This is a genomic window from Vibrio sp. 10N.286.46.A8 (assembly GCF_041470165.1).
GTDB classification, from domain to species: Bacteria; Pseudomonadota; Gammaproteobacteria; order Enterobacterales; family Vibrionaceae; genus Vibrio; species Vibrio tasmaniensis_A.
Window position 1 is genome coordinate 1 of the sequence record NZ_JBFRLX010000146.1, and the last position, 16,386, is coordinate 16,386.

At 43.4% G+C, this 16,386-nt stretch carries 12 protein-coding genes; 3 read left to right on the forward strand and 9 right to left on the reverse strand.

Annotation, left to right across the window (positions count from 1 at the left end):
- Positions 1-464, reverse strand: a 464-nt coding sequence (locus AB4232_RS14540; protein ID WP_372087417.1) for an ABC transporter ATP-binding protein, incomplete at its 3' end; no start/stop codon positions are given.
- Between the two features lie 551 nt (positions 465-1,015).
- Between AB4232_RS14540 and AB4232_RS14545 the strand changes: the two genes are divergently transcribed.
- Positions 1,016-1,876 carry a phosphate/phosphite/phosphonate ABC transporter substrate-binding protein gene (locus AB4232_RS14545; RefSeq protein WP_240798266.1) on the forward strand — a complete coding sequence of 287 codons (861 nt, stop codon included), beginning with the start codon at positions 1,016-1,018 and terminating at the stop codon, positions 1,874-1,876.
- Between the two features lie 18 nt (positions 1,877-1,894).
- Positions 1,895-4,075: an EAL domain-containing protein gene (locus AB4232_RS14550; RefSeq protein ID WP_372087418.1), complete on the forward strand. Its 2,181-nt coding sequence runs from the start codon at positions 1,895-1,897 to the stop codon at positions 4,073-4,075.
- An 84-nt stretch (positions 4,076-4,159) separates the two neighbouring features.
- Here AB4232_RS14550 and AB4232_RS14555 read toward each other — a convergent pair whose 3' ends face one another.
- The 6 genes from AB4232_RS14555 to AB4232_RS14580 all read right to left on the reverse strand — a co-directional run bounded on the left by AB4232_RS14555 (position 4,160) and on the right by AB4232_RS14580 (position 11,090).
- Entirely contained in the window at positions 4,160-5,146 is a 987-nt protein-coding gene (locus AB4232_RS14555) for a zinc-dependent alcohol dehydrogenase family protein (RefSeq protein WP_372087419.1), read from the reverse strand.
- A 20-nt stretch (positions 5,147-5,166) separates the two neighbouring features.
- Positions 5,167-5,955: a phytanoyl-CoA dioxygenase family protein gene (locus AB4232_RS14560; RefSeq protein WP_372087420.1), complete on the reverse strand. Its 789-nt coding sequence runs from the start codon at positions 5,953-5,955 to the stop codon at positions 5,167-5,169.
- Positions 5,956-6,139: 184 nt separating this feature from the next.
- Complete coding sequence (locus AB4232_RS14565; protein WP_372087421.1) at positions 6,140-7,021, reverse strand: multidrug transporter; 882 nt, start codon at positions 7,019-7,021, stop codon at positions 6,140-6,142.
- Between the two features lie 122 nt (positions 7,022-7,143).
- Entirely contained in the window at positions 7,144-8,475 is a 1,332-nt protein-coding gene (locus tag AB4232_RS14570) for an MFS transporter (protein ID WP_269334643.1), read from the reverse strand.
- A gap of 209 nt (positions 8,476-8,684) precedes the next feature.
- Positions 8,685-10,196 (reverse strand): DUF1214 domain-containing protein, encoded by a 1,512-nt coding sequence (locus AB4232_RS14575; protein WP_009845789.1) that lies wholly within the window; start codon positions 10,194-10,196, stop codon positions 8,685-8,687.
- Between the two features lie 105 nt (positions 10,197-10,301).
- The gene (locus AB4232_RS14580) at positions 10,302-11,090 is read right to left on the reverse strand and encodes a hypothetical protein (RefSeq protein ID WP_012600238.1); all 789 of its coding nucleotides are present in this window, start codon (positions 11,088-11,090) and stop codon (positions 10,302-10,304) included.
- Between the two features lie 130 nt (positions 11,091-11,220).
- Here AB4232_RS14580 and AB4232_RS14585 point away from each other — a divergent pair, with 130 nt between their 5' ends.
- Entirely contained in the window at positions 11,221-12,147 is a 927-nt protein-coding gene (locus tag AB4232_RS14585; RefSeq protein ID WP_009845787.1) for a LysR family transcriptional regulator, read from the forward strand.
- A 43-nt stretch (positions 12,148-12,190) separates the two neighbouring features.
- Here AB4232_RS14585 and AB4232_RS14590 read toward each other — a convergent pair whose 3' ends face one another.
- Complete coding sequence (locus tag AB4232_RS14590) at positions 12,191-14,848, reverse strand: response regulator (protein WP_372087422.1); 2,658 nt, start codon at positions 14,846-14,848, stop codon at positions 12,191-12,193.
- Entirely contained in the window at positions 14,845-16,032 is a 1,188-nt protein-coding gene (gene luxM / locus AB4232_RS14595) for an acyl-homoserine-lactone synthase LuxM (RefSeq protein WP_372087423.1), read from the reverse strand. The genes AB4232_RS14590 and luxM overlap by 4 nt, the downstream gene beginning before the upstream one ends.
- Between the last annotated feature and the right edge of the window lie 354 nt (positions 16,033-16,386).

Sequence of the window (16,386 nt, forward strand, 5' to 3'; positions counted from 1 at the left end):
CGTTGTTGCTGACCGCCAGAGAGTGCGGATACGTGTCTTTCGAGTAGCTCACTGATGCCCAATGCATCAACTAAATAATCGCACCAGTCGCTCCATTCTTGTTGATTTAAATGGAGAGGAAACGCGATGTTTTGTTTTACGTTGAGTGGCGTTAATAAGTTGAACTGTTGAAAGATAACGCCTAGTTTTTGATGGCGGAATCGGCTCCACTGTGGATCTTTCCAATCTGATGTGTTCTCGCCATCGAGCCACAATTCTCCACCAGATAGTTCGCCACCGGATAGAGGTTCAAACCCCGCAATGATATTCAGCAGAGTACTTTTCCCACTGCCACTCGCCCCTGTCAAAGCCACGCTTGCCCCTGTCGCCAAAGCGAAATCGACATTGTCCAACACGCTATGAGTGTCTTTACCATCAACAAAGCTTTTGCTGGCATGTGTGAGTGTGACAATAGGGCTTTCCATTTCCTTTCCTTATAACCAAAACTAACCATCAAAAGGTGTCGTTACTTGTGGCTATTACCGAAGCGACAAGCTCTATAAAACTGTAGACAATAATCTCAAACAATAGAGCGATTTATATCGAATTATTAATAACTTGTACTTCGATAAGAGGGAAATAGATCAGTGCGAGGGAGAATACAGATGTTGGTGGGAATGTTTAAGCCATCAAAGATGTTTTCGAATTTGCTGTTAGATGGTTCATGACCACGTTTATGATCTTAGAGTAAAGACTATTTGCTCAATATTTTCACGTAAGAAGACGCAATAACAACTTGTTGTTAACGTAATGAGATTAATTTATTCGCGATTGTGTACTTACACCACTAATCGCTAATACAAGATGGCAGATTCTATGATTTTCGAATATTATAGTTTTAATATTGGGATAAATATCACATTTTGGTGCGTGCATGTTTAGTTGTCAGTCCATTTGTAAACAGTTCGTTTTACGGCTAGCAGTAATTGTTTGTTCGCTTTTCACTGTATCCGCTAGTGCAGACACGAAAAGCACCTTGCGTGAAGAAACAATAATCATAGGGGTTATTAGCTCTAACCCCAAAAAAGCATTCAAACGTGCACAGCCTTTTGCTGATTACTTAGCTGAAAACCTATCTAACTATGGTATCAAAACAGGCCAAGTTGTTGTCGCCCGCGACTCTCGTCAAATGGCTCGTTGGATAAAAAGCGGTCAGGTAGATCTGGTTTCTGAAACGGTGTTTGCAGCACAGGAATTAATGCAATATTCGGGTGCTGAACTTTTAGCAAGACGATGGAAAAGCGGTGTGGCGGAATATCATTCAATCTTCTTTTCCAAACGCGATAACGGGGTCGACTCTCTAGGTGACCTGCGAGGCAAAACGGTTGTCTTTGAGGATGTCGGTTCTACTAGTGCATTTCTTGTCCCTGCGGCGATACTGCTTGGGCAAGGATATAAGCTCTATGAGCTAAGCTCCCCTAGAGAATATCCACCGAAAGACAAGGTGGGTTATTTTTTCTCCGATGAATATTCAAAGTCTGGAGGAGAATCTAACATGATGAGCTGGGTTCATCGTAATATTGTTGCGTCAGCTGCATTTAGTAATCTCGATTGGGAGAAAGAAATTCCCGAGCAGGTAAAACAACAGTTACAGGTAATCCATACTTCTCAAGCGATTCCCCGCTCACTAGTACTAATACGCCCTGATCTCTCCTCCGAACTTAAGCAAAACATGCTCTTAGTATTGCTTGCGGCTCATGAAAGTGAGGAAGGTAAACAGGCTTTGAAAGCCTATAAGAAGACGAAAAAGTTTGATGCTATCACACCAGAGATTGTAGAAAGCATTTCTTGGGCGGAAGCGCAAAAACGACTGGTTGATGAATACATCTCCCGTTAACTAGAGAAGTTATTGCTTATGAAGTTAAAAGGTAAATTGGTTCTCGGAAACATGCTTATGGTCGTTTTGACTATGGGCTGCCTTTCCTTGTCTCAGTGGCTGATATCTTCATACTATAGTGATGAAATTCTGGAAGAAACGGCAACGAATATTGCAGAGAACTTTACTTCCCAAGCTCAGAGTCAAGCAGAACAAACGGTTGAGTACCTGTCAGATGCACTTTTTGATCCGATGTATTTTTATGATATCGATAATATTAACTCCATTTTAGAGCCTGCCTTTGAAAATAAAGATGTCATATTCATAAAGGTTTTTGATGCTAATGGTCTGATAGTTCATACAGGAGAAGATGTAGTACTCGGTTATGGCTCCAACTTGGATATGCCAAGGGTGCAAGAAAATGTCTTGAATAAGCAAGAAGCTTACACAGAAATCAATTCATCAGCACTGATTGTTGCGCGGCCAATCACGATGAATAAGACTCGGCTAGGTGGCATAGTGATGAGCTACTCCTTAAAGGCCGTGAAAGACGATATCGAGAAAAATAACACCATTATCAAGGATATTACTGAGTCAAGTCGAAGCTATAGCGCGGTGTTGAGCATAATCTTGACAATGTTCATGTGTTTGGTGAGCTTACTCTTTTCCATGTTATTAGCTAAGACGATGATTCGTCCGATTAATCAACTCCTACAACATTCGAAACGCATCAGTAAAGGGATTTTCCAAGTACCAAACAACATTCAGCGCAGTGATGAACTCGGAGAGCTTGCTCAGGCGTTTGATAGTATGGATTCAAGCCTCAAGCAACGGAATGAGGAAGTTGAGTTTTTAGCTTATAACGATCCGCTGACTAAGTTACCGAATCGCTCTCAGTTTATTAAATGCCTTGAACGATGTATTCATCGATGCAAACAGTCAAAAGAGGTGTTTGCGGTTTTCTTTATCGATTTGGACGAGTTTAAACGAGTCAATGACAACCTTGGACATCAAGCTGGAGATGAGCTGTTAAGTGAAGTGGCTCAGACATTAACTAACTCGCTAAAAAAAATGGGGCAAATAGCTACAAAGGACGAGCCTCAATGCATGATTGCAAGAGTTGGGGGGGATGAGTTTTTGCTTCGCTTATCAGGAGTTAAGACACAGGATACAGTATCTAAGTTTGCCTCTGATATTGTGAACTCACTAAAACAGCCGATTTACCTCAGGTCCGTAGGTGAATCGGTAGTGGTTGGAGCGAGTGTTGGCGTTGCTTTATATCCGGACTCGGGAAACACCTCTGAAGACTTGGTTAAAAGTGCGGACATGGCAATGTACAGCGCCAAAGAGAATGGTAAAGGTAGGTACTGTTTCTTCAACCAAGAAATCGAACAGAAGATACTCGCAAGAGGAGTCATCGAAAAGGAACTTAGATCTGCGATAGATGATTTTTCTCAGTTTAGGCTCTTATATCAACCAAAGTTTGACCTGAAAACAGGGCATGTCGTTGGAGTTGAAGCCCTTATACGTTGGCATCATCCTACAAAAGGCAATATTTCTCCTATTGAGTTCATTCCTATCGCTGAAGCCACGGATATTATTCATACACTTGGTGATTGGATAGTAATGCAAGCCTGCAAAGATATTCAGGAGTGGGATTTTAGACATCACCTTCCTCCTGAATTTTATGTTGCGATAAACCTGTCTCCAAAGCAGCTCTATGGCGATAAAGCACTCCGAACATTCCAATATCAAACGCAAAAACATCAAGTTGAAGTGACAAGGTTACATATAGAAGTAACCGAAACGGCCCTAATGTTTGATAAGGTAAGCGCAAAGAAAACGTTGGACGACCTTAGGAGTATGGGGATCAAAGTCTGGTTAGATGATTTTGGCACCGGATATTCTTCACTAGGGTTCTTACGAGAGTTCAACATTGATGGTTTGAAAATTGACCGAAGCTTTGTCAATGATCTTGAGTGCGATATGAATGACCGCGCTCTATGTGCTGCAGTTGTTTCAATGGCTCACCAGCTAGGTATTAAGGTCGTTGCTGAAGGAATTGAAACAACTGTCCAGTCAAGCTTCTTAGCGCAATCGGACTGTGACTACGGACAAGGTTATCTCTTAGCCAAACCTATGTGTGCGGAAACGCTGTCGAAAAAACTTGAAACTGGGTTGAGCAAACCGAAACATACAAACGTTATTTATTTGAAGTGATTACGTCTTTTTAAACTCCCCCGTTTAACGCAGTGTTAGGAGGGTTACCTAACACGAGCGCAAGTTATCGCGATCAACGATGTACTAAGGAAGCAATATGATCTTGCCATCTAATCGTGTGGTTTTCGATTCAATAAGATCAATCGCGGTTTGCACTTCATCGAATGGCAGGTAGCGGTCGACGTCGAGCTGTATGTCGTTTGTGATGAAGTGATCTAGCATGGTTGTGAATTTATCACGGCGCACATCTTTGCCTTCAGCCTCTTCCCAATAACGTAAGAAGAAGGTGCTGAAATCGATGCTTTGGCTTTTCGCGTGCTCAAAAAAACGTGGCTCGTAAAAATCCAGAGAAAGCGTGCCATAGTTGATAAAACGCCCATTGTTGCTAAGGGTGTGAATAAGATCGGTTCCGGGTGATCCGCCAATCGCATCCAAGGCAACGGTTGGCATAGGCAAGCCTAACGCCTTAATTTGAGAAGCCAAGTCAGCGTTCGTCTCTAACACCCAACTTGAAGTGGTTGGGTATTGTGTCGGCTGCGATGTAACGACAATGATTTTGAAGCCGAGTGATGCTGATAACTGCGAGAAGATCTTACCGATGGCAGAGCCGCCTGCGTTGATGATCAACACATCTTCTTGGGTCAGCTTAGCTACTTCTGTCGTCAACACCCATGCAGTTAGCGCATTAATGTACAACTGACAGGCGTAGCCATTTTCTAAATGTTGAGGAATTTGGAACAGGTCATCTGGTGATACATCGACATAGTTCTGCCATGTTCCACTGGTTGCCACAAGCACACGCTGGTTTACTGCAAACTCAGCATTGCTGGATTCTATAACCCTTCCTACCGCTTCAAATCCCGGTACTCTCGGCGGCTGGTGGCTATGTTTGTATTGGCCCACACCATAAATCGACAACAAATCACTAGGGTTGATGTTAGTCGCTTCAATTTGTACGCGAACTTTATCTTTGTCTAATGCCCCTAAAGCGACATGTTCTAACTTGAGAGATTCTTTTGGCTGACCGAAACGGAACTGGCTAATTCGGGTATTTTGCTTAGTGTCAGTCATAGTTCGGATACCTTTATGGGTTATGAGTGTTGCATCGATTTTAATTGTAGCGTGTTCATAAACAATCTTGGGTCGGTAATATTGCTCAACATAGCTGGTGTTGGTAAACAGTCATCATCAACGTAGTCGACATAGTCTGCCGCCGAATCAAAGATCAAAATATCCAAAGCCAAACGATCCAAGCCATATCGGCCTCGGTGGATCATATCCGCTGAAAAAACCAATAAGTCACCGGCGGCTAATGGTATCTGCTTACCACCAGAGATGTCATCGCTGCTCACTTTGCCGTTTTCTTCTTGGCGAACATTGTACTCTTCTTCGTTATCCCAACGTTTGTGCGTGCCGGGGATAAGTTCCATGCCGGGCTCATCAAAAAGGGGCACTCGCAGATGCAATACTTGGGTTTCCATGATGACTTTCATCTGGTCATCAATGTCGTAGTCGTATTGACAGTCACGATGCCAGAAGTCTTTTTGTTGCGGATTTACCGGGTTGAAGAACAGCTGTGTATTCATGAATGCTGGTTTGTTCGGAATCACCGCATCAACCACATCCATCACTTGTTTTGAGCTGATGAAGTCAAAAAGCACACTTCTATCGTCGGCAGGCAAATACTCGCTTCCCGTAATTAAAGATGAGTTAAATGCTTCTTCTTTATAGAATTCTTCGTTGTCTGCTTTCCATGATTCATGAAATTTCAGCACGACTTTTCTAAGCGATGCAATTTGAGCTTCATCGAAATAATTTCTGATAACAAAGTAACCATGTTCGTCGTAACGGTCACTTAATTGTTGGCTGTTTTCTACCACTGACTACCTTCGTTCATTCTTTGCTGTGCAATAACCACAGGTTTCTTGGGCGCATAATGCCAGACAGTCGTCATTCAACCAAGTAACGAGTGCTCCATAACGAGGTGCGGTAGAGCTGAAAGGCATAGAGTTGCGGGATATATAGGCAATGTCGAACGATTCAATTTACAGTCACATTATTAGCTCACTGCCACATTACCAATACCGCTGCGATAGAGAGTAAGATGAGTGCAACAATGTCTTTGCGTGCGATGCTTTGCCCTAACCAGAAGTAGGATATCAACACCATGAAGATCACTTCGACTTGCCCGAGTGTCTTTACGTACGGCACGGCTTGAAGCGACATCGCGCTAAACCAACCCAGAGAACCGATAACACTCGCTAGGCTTGTCATCACCACCAGTTTAGATTTCTTGAATATCTGGCGCAGCGTGTCTCGCTCTCTGAAAAAGAGATACGTACAGATAATGCATGTCTGAAGAGTAATGACCAGAAACAGCACCCAAGCAGCGCTATGGGGGAAGGGAAGCCCTATGCTCAAGCTTGCTTCACGTACCCAAAGAGACGTTAAAGCAAAAGCGGTACTACACGCCATACCTAGTAAGAACACTTTCGGAGACAAGCTTCGCCAACCAGAAGAACTACTCATGATTAGTACGCCTAACGTGCCAATAAGCACGCCGACCCAACCTGTTAGTGTCAAAGCAGTACCAAAAAACAATACGGATAACACAGCAGATACGGGGGCTTCACACTTGGCTAGGCCAGCTCCTATCGCATAGTTTTCGAGCTTAAATAACATCACCATTAAACCCGTCGCGAGGATCTGCATAATGGCTGCTGCAATAATGTAGAAAGCAAACTCACCCGAAAAATCAGGTGTGGATACTGGCTTCCATTGATAGAGGACGCACAGATAAATTAAGGCGATTGGGCCTGCCCAGATAAAACGTGCCAGCGTCACACCAGCAACACTCATGGTGCCACTTAACTTGCTTTGAAAGGCATTGCGCCAAGATTGGCTGAAGGCTGCGAGAAGAGTAAAAGCTATCCAACTAAAAGACATGACGCTTCCATGTGTTATGTAATTTGATGATTATCTTAACAAAAAATCACATGATAAGAAGCGACATGGTCTATTTATAGCCAGAGGCTCATTTTACTCTCCATTCAGTATCAGTACGTTCTTCAAAAGATCGGCTGTTTTTTGTTTTTGAAATAGAACAACGCGCTAATCAAAACGAACAATAAGGTGAAGTAATAGAAAAACGAAGACAGTGAAGCTAAGAAAGCGAGGTTCTGTTCTATTTCTTGTTCGGTGTAGCCCTGAGACACCAGTTTATAGTAGTAAGCGTACAAAATGCCGATCAGCCCATATCCGAGATTAAACATCAGGCCTTTAAAGCTGAGGACAGTGGCTCGGTTGTGTGATTCGGTTTTTTTATTCAGGTGGTAGCTAATGAAAATGTTCATCGTCATGATAATAAAAATCAGTACTAGTGCTGGAATAACCCCGTAAATCGTCCAACCTAAACTGATCCAATAATAAGTCGCCATGCTTGCTAAACCCATAACCACAATGAAGGTTTTAGGCTCCATGCTTTCTGCTAGCCTACGGCTTTGCCCCGCCAATATGATTTTAAGCAAACTGATCCCCGCGCCAATAAAACCGAAGTAGATAATAGGAATATCGATGGCGAGATAATATTGGCTGTTCATGGTTAGGAACATTCTTGAGGTGTGTTCGAACAGGCTGTAATACAACAACATGAACAGCACGTAAGGCGTAGCAAGTACCCACTTACCTGTGTCAGCTGTTAATTTAAGGCTGGCGATGGTGGTTGCCAATTTGGTTTGGTCGCTTGGCATTACCTTTTTCTCTTCGCGCATATTAATCGCGGCATAGATGGCGATCATCGCTACAAATAGGGTGGCGAACACAGGAATACGCATCAGATCTTTAGTGCTTTCTGGTTCAGATAGTCCAAGGAAATGAAAGATGTTCGCCATAAAGTTCACGTCGTACATCGCCGCGCCAATTAGTGTGACAAAGATACCGACCGTTGAGGCGACACGAAGCTGAATTTGCAGCACTCGCGGCCACAACTCTTCATTGCCTTGTTCCTTTAAAGTGTCGTATGCCAGTGCCTCATCGGCACCACTGGCTAACGCCATCGCTAAGCCACTTAATATCCGGTTAACCAGAAACACAATGAAGACTAGATTGGCATCTCCAGTCGGAACAAGAGCAATCATGGCGATCTCAATGAACATCACAATTGAAGAGAGCACCACAAGCTTTTTGCGCCCTAAGGTATCGGCGAACGCGCCTGATGGTACTTCCGCAAGCACAATGGTAGCCGCCCAAACCACATTAAGAATGGCAAACTGAGAAAGGGTTAACCCGTAATCTAAATAGAGTAGGGTGAAAATAGGGTAATAAAAACGCGCAAAGTAGCTGCTTCTAAACATCAAGAAGTAGCGGACATTGGGAATTTTAAGGATCTCTTTGGGCGTCATGATAATTTCAGTAATTTAGATAACACATCATTATGTATAACCCTTTTACTCTTTTAAATCATGGAATTGTTTCAAGAATCAGAAAAACAACTAGTTGAGTTTATTTCGCAGCGCCTTTGAAGGCTAGATGGAATAAAAAGAGGAGCGCTGTGGCTCCTCTTTTATCGTGGGTCGTAATGGACTTTATCGTTAGTACATAGACTTAGCGGCTAGTCCACACGCTTAAAGTTAGGCAGTAAGGTTTCTGGCTGTTGCGCTACAAATGCTTTACTTGGTGAGTAAGCGCGGAAGTAAACAAACCAGTTTTCATCTTCTCGGGTTTGCACCCAATTCGCTTCATTTACACCAGCAGGCTTAGTTGGCGAGAAGTGGAAGGTGTAATTGCCTTGCGAATCTTTAACTGTCCCTTCAATGTTAGAACCCACGTCGGCACGCTCAATTTCGTTGTCGATGATGGCGCGGTTCTCGACGTTGTAGACAGTGATGGTCCAGAATAAATCGGCGAAATTTACATCTCCATCTAGCGTCAAAGTATAGTGGTTACTGCCATTTAGCCCTTTGCCATTGTCGTCACGGTAGTTGTCTAGGTAGATCTGTCCCCAACCGCCGTTCTCAAATCCATGCATTGCAATGTCGTTAGTGACGGCTTCATAAAACCAAGCTGCACGTCCATCGAGGTCCATACCATAGTGACGGTCTTGGTTTGGTGTTGAAGCCGTTGCGATTTCCCACGAATTCCCTTCTTTGCCATAAGCCGCGTGTGGTAGACGTTCAGTCTTGTTGAAATCGATGTTTTTAACCATAGCTTCACCCATGATTACAGCTTGTTCTAAGATGTCACGCTGCTGAGCTGATGGAGTAAATGCTTTGCCTTTTTCAATACCTAGTGGGCGTAACATGTCGTGCATCATGCGGTCGCGCTCTGCTACAGGTTCGGCTTGGATCGCTTCATTCAAGGTCTCCCAAAATGCCATACCACGTGGGTGCTTAGCATCGTCACCACGTTCAGGGAAGTTCACGCCTTTGCTACTGAGCGGCTTGCCGTTAAGGTCAGTAATTTTTAATGCTTCTAAGTCTTTCATACGTTGCTGATCTGACTTAGCCATTAAGCGAACACCCAAGAAAACATTATTGGTATCAGACTCAAATACTTTTGCGCCTTTTGGCAGGTTACTCGGCGTTTCAGAACCTTTCGCTTTTACCACGTAGACGCCCGGCTCAGTCATCTGAGAAATACCGATTTGCCACATGGTGTGTACCGCGCCACGCAGTTCATTTGTGGGTATTTCTATAACAACGGGCTCTTTCTCTACGTTAAACCAAGTAATCGCGTAAGGCGTAGAGGTATTGTAAGTTAAACCTCCTAGCTTAGATTCATGAGACTCAACATAAGTAATTTGACCATCCTCTGCCCCCATGTCGGCATAGGCTTGTTTCCATGCGTAGTTTGACACCAAAGGCACGGACCAAATGTAAGCTTGTGACGCGCGTTGATAGTCCATCAGTTCAAACAGTTTTGCAGAGCTTTCTTGTGTTGGAATGCCATGAAGAAAGTCGGTTTCGAAAGTAAAGTCACCTGCACGCGTTTGGATCGTTTCTGTCGCATCACCGTTGCCTGCTATCGCTGTGGCTGAAAACAAGGCTGTTACAGAAACTAGCATGGCAGCTGAGCGTAATGGGCAAGTGAAACTACCAACAAAGGCTTTAGATATCATATTCATAATGTGTCCTCAAAACTCAAAATTATTCGTCAAAACGGGAATGGCTCGTCGAACAGAAATCATTGGTTCAAACTGAAAGAGCTCATCCAAGCAGAAAGTGACTGCTTAAAACTGATAGTTAAATTCGATGCGGTGATCACCGTCTTCGATACTGGTGTTTTCTGTCCAATTTGCAAAATAACGAACGTTCGCCCTTGGGTTAATTTGGTAGCTCGCAGCAAACTCATGTGCGAGTACAGAATCACTGCCCTCGAATCCATAATCTTTGAACGTTGATGAACCAGACATCGTGCCTAAATACATAGGGTTATAGTTCAACCAAATCTTGTCGGTAAGTTGCATTTTTGCGTACATACCCGCCACGTAGAAAGTACCGTGCATGTTGTAGCGATCACGAAGTTGATCCGCGTCGAGGTTGCCTCCAGAGCCTTCAACCAACTCCTCACCTGCAGCAACACCAACACCCGCAAGCGGATAGAAGTTAAACATACCCATTTGTGGAAGAGCCTGTATAAAGCTGTATGACGCACTACCTTGATTACTATCGAAATCCCAAGACATATCGACTTGTGTGCCTCGACCATTGGTTAAGTCTACGCCGAAGTTTCTGAAACGAATCGAATCGATAGTGTCATCTGCGCCTCGGTTATTCCAACCAATGGCTTCACCAGCGATGCCTTTGACTTCGAAGACATTCATACCCATGGTCGTATCGCTACCAGTGTCATAGGTTTGCCCGATTTTCAGGTTTAAGCCTTTGTCTGTGTAACCGAAGCCACCTTGTGTATAGACGGCTAACGGATCTGACATATCTTGAATTTCGGCTTCTTCCGCGAACGCGACACTTGCCAGAAACAAAGGAGTTAGAGAAAGGATTGAACGTTGTAATAACATAGATGCCTCATAAATTTATCTCACTACATCCGTGTACTGCGTGAAGGTGAGGTAACTATACAAAGTGGACATCGTTAAGTTAATTCATATAAACTTAACCATTCGTTAAGTATTGGTTTATGGTTTGGGTGTGAAACTGAATAACGTCGATTTGAACTTATTGAAAGTGTTTGTGGTGGTGTATCAGGAAAAAAGCTTGCGCAAAGCAGCTGAAAAGCTGTTTGTCTCGACACCAGCGGTAAGCCAAAGCGTCAAAAAGCTTAAGGAATCATTAGGTGAAGAGCTATTTGTTTTGTCCAATAAGCAGTTTCTCCCGACGCCTTATTCTGATGAACTGTATCGACGTGTATTTCCACTATTGGACGGGTTGGTCACGGCGATAGAAGAGGGTAAACAGTTTACTCCTGCCGAACTAAGCGAAGATTTTAAGATAGAGGCGAACCCGCACCTTTTGCCTTGGTTAACACCCTCTCTGTTTCATCAACTCTCAGATGAAAGTCCACTTTCGAGGTTGATTAGTCATACTAGCTCCCAAGATTCACTGGAAAGACTTAAGAGTGACGAGATTGATTTTGTTATTCACTTTGAAGCTGAAAACCTGCCCGCCGAGATCATTGCTGTGCCTCTCGTGACCCTAAAATTTGTATTGGCAGTAAGAGTCGACCATCCTTTTAAAGAGGATGTAGCACAGATTGATGATTTGTTGTCCTTTCCATTTGCGCATGTTGACCTTGCTTACTTCGATCAAAACAAACACTCGCGATTGGAAGAAGAAGTTTTAAGCCAAGGTAAATCGATTAATATGGCGCTTCGAACGACGTCAGTTGTTGGGTTAATAGAAACGATTAAGCATTCCAACATGATCGCACCCTGCATGCCTCCGGTGATCGAACAGCACAAGGGAGTATTGCGCTCGATTGTGATTGAAGGATTAGAAGAAGATGCAGAGAAAATGGAGGTATTTGCCTATCTTCATAAGAAAAACCAACATTCTGCCAAATACAAGTGGTTACTGGATTTGATCGAAACGGCGATGATTGAGGCCAACCATCAGTGAGTTCTAATCGTTTTTTTTAATTGATTCACTTAACCGTAGTCAGCTATTCATTTTCTGTTTCTTTAGAAGCGTTTGGCGCCCAGCCTTTCTCTAGCCAGTTGTCCAGTAGGTGTTGCAGTGCGTTCAAAGAGGTTGGCTTCTCTAGGCGACCGTCCATCAGTTTTCTGATCATGTCTAGCTCTCGTTGTCCTGATTCACCAGACAAAGCAATAATTGGTGTTTGAGGTGAGCGCGCCTTGATGATCTGGCTTGCGTCAAAGCCATTCATTATCGGCATTTGTACATCCATTAAGATCAAATCAACTTTGTGTGATCTGAACAGCTCGACAGCATTTTCCCCGTTTTTAGCTTGCAAGCTATTTACGCCAAGTCGGCTCAGGTACATCTGAACAAGCGTGCGTTGCACTTCTTTGTCATCAACAATAAGTACCGTCGGTGCAAGATGGCTTGATGCTGGTTGATTTTCTGCTTGCGTGCGTTCTGTTTGCTTACTTTCTGTTAGCGTACTTGCCGGTTCAGGTTCTATATCACCGCTTGGAGTTTGGCTCTCTGGTTTTACATCAGCTTCGGCTTTATCTTCCGTCGATTGGTTGTGTTTCCAACCGTTGAAATAAGGCGTACGCAGCGTCTCCGCTTTTGGAGCATTGGGTACAATAGGGAAGTACAGGTGAAACTCAGTAAATTCACCAAGTTTGGAATGGCATTCCACTCTGCCACCAAATGAGCGCATCACTCGTTGGCAATAACCCAGTCCTAAGCCGCTACCACCGCTTTTTTGGAAAGAGAAAAAGTCATCAAAGACCTTATGAACAATGGCTTCGTCAATGCCGGGGCCGGTATCACGAAATGTGAGAACGTTCTCGTAAGATCCTGTTTTGGTGCTGATCTCAATTTGGCTGTCTGGGTAAGAATCAAAGTAATAGATTGCATTGCGTATCAGATTGAAAATGACGAAGTTGAATAGAGTTTCATTTAGTTTTGCCACAAAATCAGCGTGTTGTGGTAAACGAATTCGCTCAATGATCTTCTCGTTCTCAAAGCCATAGTGGCTGACGGCTTGGTCCACGGCCTTGTGGATAGATGTCATGGTGATTGGTCCATGCTCAGGCGAGCTGTCACTGACTTCTCGTAAGATGATATCAATCAGTTGCCGCCCGCGTTGAATCGCTGCTTGGCCATTCTCAATGTCAGTCAAGATTTGTTGAGTTGGTGCTTGATTATCAATGTGCTGCTTTAACACCTCAAAATGCAGTTGCACTTGAGCGAGTGGGTTACGCATCTCATGAGCGATCGAGTTAGCAAGAGCACGACTTTGGCGAATTCGTCTATCGGCTTCGATGGTGCTTTGTACACGCGTTAACAAGGTTTGCAGTGCAGAGATTTCTTCATTAGAGAACATACGATTGTTGCTTTTGTGCGATGATACTAGCAAGTGTGTGACTGATTTTTTGTGTCCGAATAGTGGCATTACCAACGCGGTGTTGTTCGAACTCATCTTGTCATAAAGTGCTTTTAGCGACCGTTTAGCGAGCGCAGTATCATCTAGCTCTTCAGAAAGCTCATCGAACACTAGAACGGACTCTTTGCTAGATAGGTAATCTTCGTAGAAGGTTTCGTTGTAATTACTGTTAACTAATCGAAGCTTATCTTCTGGGATTTGCAGTTGGCGACCTAAACGACGCATGGCATCGTCAATCGACAACTTAAAGCCTTCTTCTAATGCGAGTATCTGTTGTACCGGTGTCTTTTTGTTTCTATAGACAAGCAATGAGGAGTAAGGACTTACACGTTTGTAGATTGGACTCCATGTAATGCCGATAATCGCGCAGATGGGTATCGCTAATAGCCATTGGTTACCGTCGGTTAGGGGAATAAATACCGTACAAAAAGGTATCACTAAAATTGCACACACCAGCAGCACATTAAGGCTTATGTATGTAAGGTATTTAAAACTGTAGAAGCGAGAGGTCAGCAGAGCATAGCCTACAAACAACATCTCACTGAGCGACAACGCTGGGGGGAGCCAGGTGAGCGAGAAATCACGTAGGAAATAGGCAACGCCAATGTGAATCGTTGCTGTAGATAGCATGAATACCAAGATACCTGTAATCATGTAGTTGGTTTTGGCTAATGTTAGTTTGCTGCTATTGGCACGCATGGTCACTAGATTAGTCAGTGTAAGGGCAATCAAGCTGATAACCCCAATGAAAAAGTAGGGTGTATGCGGGCCAAACTCGATCACGAATTGGCTTGAAGCCGTAATGGTGACATCTTCTACCGTTAACCCTGGGGTCAAATTGATATAGAAAGAGTAGCCCGTCATGCTCGCGAGAATAGTTTGTTGCCACCTATGGATTTTACCACTGCGGTTTTCGGCTGCGAGCTGACACGAGAAGTAATACGCAAAGGCAAAAGCAAGGAAAGAGCTGAGGTTGGCCAACTTTGCTGCGAATATGGCTGCTGTGGTGCCAAGTCCTGGCAACAAGCCAGTGTGGAAGTAGGCATTACTGCTGATCCACGTAATAATACAGATGGAATATGCGATGTAAGGTACATGGTGTGTCCCCACTATCGCTTCGTTCTTTTGTTTAAGGCGATAACAATAGTAGAACAGCCACATTACAACAACAGCGACCGTTGCAAGCAGAGTGATGGCTTTAGCATAGAATATCGCCTCTAGCCCAAGATCAAACGTCTTCATATTATTTGCCACGCTGTATTTTTATTTTCACGGAGGCACCGTCTATAGTCTCGAAAGTTGACATGATTGAATGCCTTCAACATCAGTTCAATATTCCATAACCCGCGGTAAGTCAGTAAGTTCGTTTCGTTCAAGTCACAAGACCCTAGCGGCAAGTATGCTTGTGGTTCGATAGCCTTGTAAAAATCGAGTATCAAAGGTTGATCTATAATGGTGAAACCAATTTTATAGCCCGCTTGATGTAACAAGTTGAGCATCTCTTTTTGAGCAAGATAAAGGAAGTAGACTCTTTGTTGAATATTTCCACTCACGGTTAGGCGTAGAATTTCACATACAGCTTGCATTTCGGCTAATTGTAATTGGAACTTATTATCGAACTCTGGAATAGAGTCACACTTTGATAGGGCCGGCGGAGTAAAAATATGTAGCTCTGCAAGTCCTTCATAGCCACGTCTGGATAAACTGTACTTCCATTTGTCGTTACAGAAAGGGGGGGCGTAGCTTAGCCAAGTTTCATATTTTGACCAATCTTGAATTAGGGCTGAAGAGACTAGGGTTGGAAAGGCTTCATCTGTTGGGTGTTTGAGTAGAATAAAGTGCTTACCTGTTTGTGATAAGTGGAGTAAAGGTAGCATCTCATACCACTTCTCACCTTTAATAAAAACCTCAAGGTTGCTTAAAGCAATAGCATCGCTGATTGGTAGTCCTTGAGGGCGAGTTGGCGTTTGTACTATGAGTTGACTATTTTCTATTTGGTCAATGATCACACCATAGTAAGCACTATCTTTAATGGGTAGATCCATAGGATAAAGGGCATGGGTGCTTAATGGTAATTTTGCTTTGATTGCGGAAATTTCACATTCACACCAAAAGTCCAACCAATGTATATAGCATTGCCCTACAGCTTCCTCTAAGAGAGCAACCTCTGTGGATAAGGTATTTGGATAGCGCTGAATCAGATCGCGGTAGTCCATCACTTCAAACATTACTGAGTCGCTTTTTGCTTGATGTTCAGGGAAAAGCAATTCTAATTGGTTTCGACGATATTCTGTCACGGTTTTGAAAAGAGCTGTGCGCTGTTGTGGTTGATAAGTGTGGAGTACGAGTTCAACCAGTGCGTGTTGTTTTTTTTCGATAGGCAGGCTGCTAGCCAACAGTGAACCTAAAGACGACATTAATTCCATGTAGTGAACCGCCTAAGTTTATCTAATTATTTTTATGTGACTTGTACCCGTTTATGAGAGATGTATCTATGGCTGATGTTTGAGAGTAGTTACTTTATAAAGTTGCCCTAGCTTTTTGTGCGTTTAGTTTCTCAAAAACAAGCTGCATTTAAAGTGGGAGTTTACTACTTGTACTAATCCTAAACAACATGGTTTCGCCATTTTTCAATCAATTCATGAACCCCTAAATTAGTGTATTCTCAAATACTTACTTGTCTGCTTATTGTCCGGCTTTGGTTTTCTGACAGTGCTCTGTATTTACAGATTAGTTACAACATAATTTCTGATGAAGTGATGACATTCGAGGTTTAAGCT

Coding starts and splice junctions, on each gene's coding strand:
- AB4232_RS14580 (WP_012600238.1), bottom strand. CDS start 11,090: ATGTTATTACAACGTTCAATCCTTTCTCTAACTCCTTTGTTTCTGGCA.
- AB4232_RS14565 (WP_372087421.1), bottom strand. CDS start 7,021: ATGTCTTTTAGTTGGATAGCTTTTACTCTTCTCGCAGCCTTCAGCCAA.
- AB4232_RS14590 (WP_372087422.1), bottom strand. CDS start 14,848: ATGAAGACGTTTGATCTTGGGCTAGAGGCGATATTCTATGCTAAAGCC.
- luxM (WP_372087423.1), bottom strand. CDS start 16,032: ATGGAATTAATGTCGTCTTTAGGTTCACTGTTGGCTAGCAGCCTGCCT.
- AB4232_RS14575 (WP_009845789.1), bottom strand. CDS start 10,196: ATGAATATGATATCTAAAGCCTTTGTTGGTAGTTTCACTTGCCCATTA.
- AB4232_RS14550 (WP_372087418.1), top strand. CDS start 1,895: ATGAAGTTAAAAGGTAAATTGGTTCTCGGAAACATGCTTATGGTCGTT.
- AB4232_RS14570 (WP_269334643.1), bottom strand. CDS start 8,475: ATGACGCCCAAAGAGATCCTTAAAATTCCCAATGTCCGCTACTTCTTG.
- AB4232_RS14555 (WP_372087419.1), bottom strand. CDS start 5,146: ATGACTGACACTAAGCAAAATACCCGAATTAGCCAGTTCCGTTTCGGT.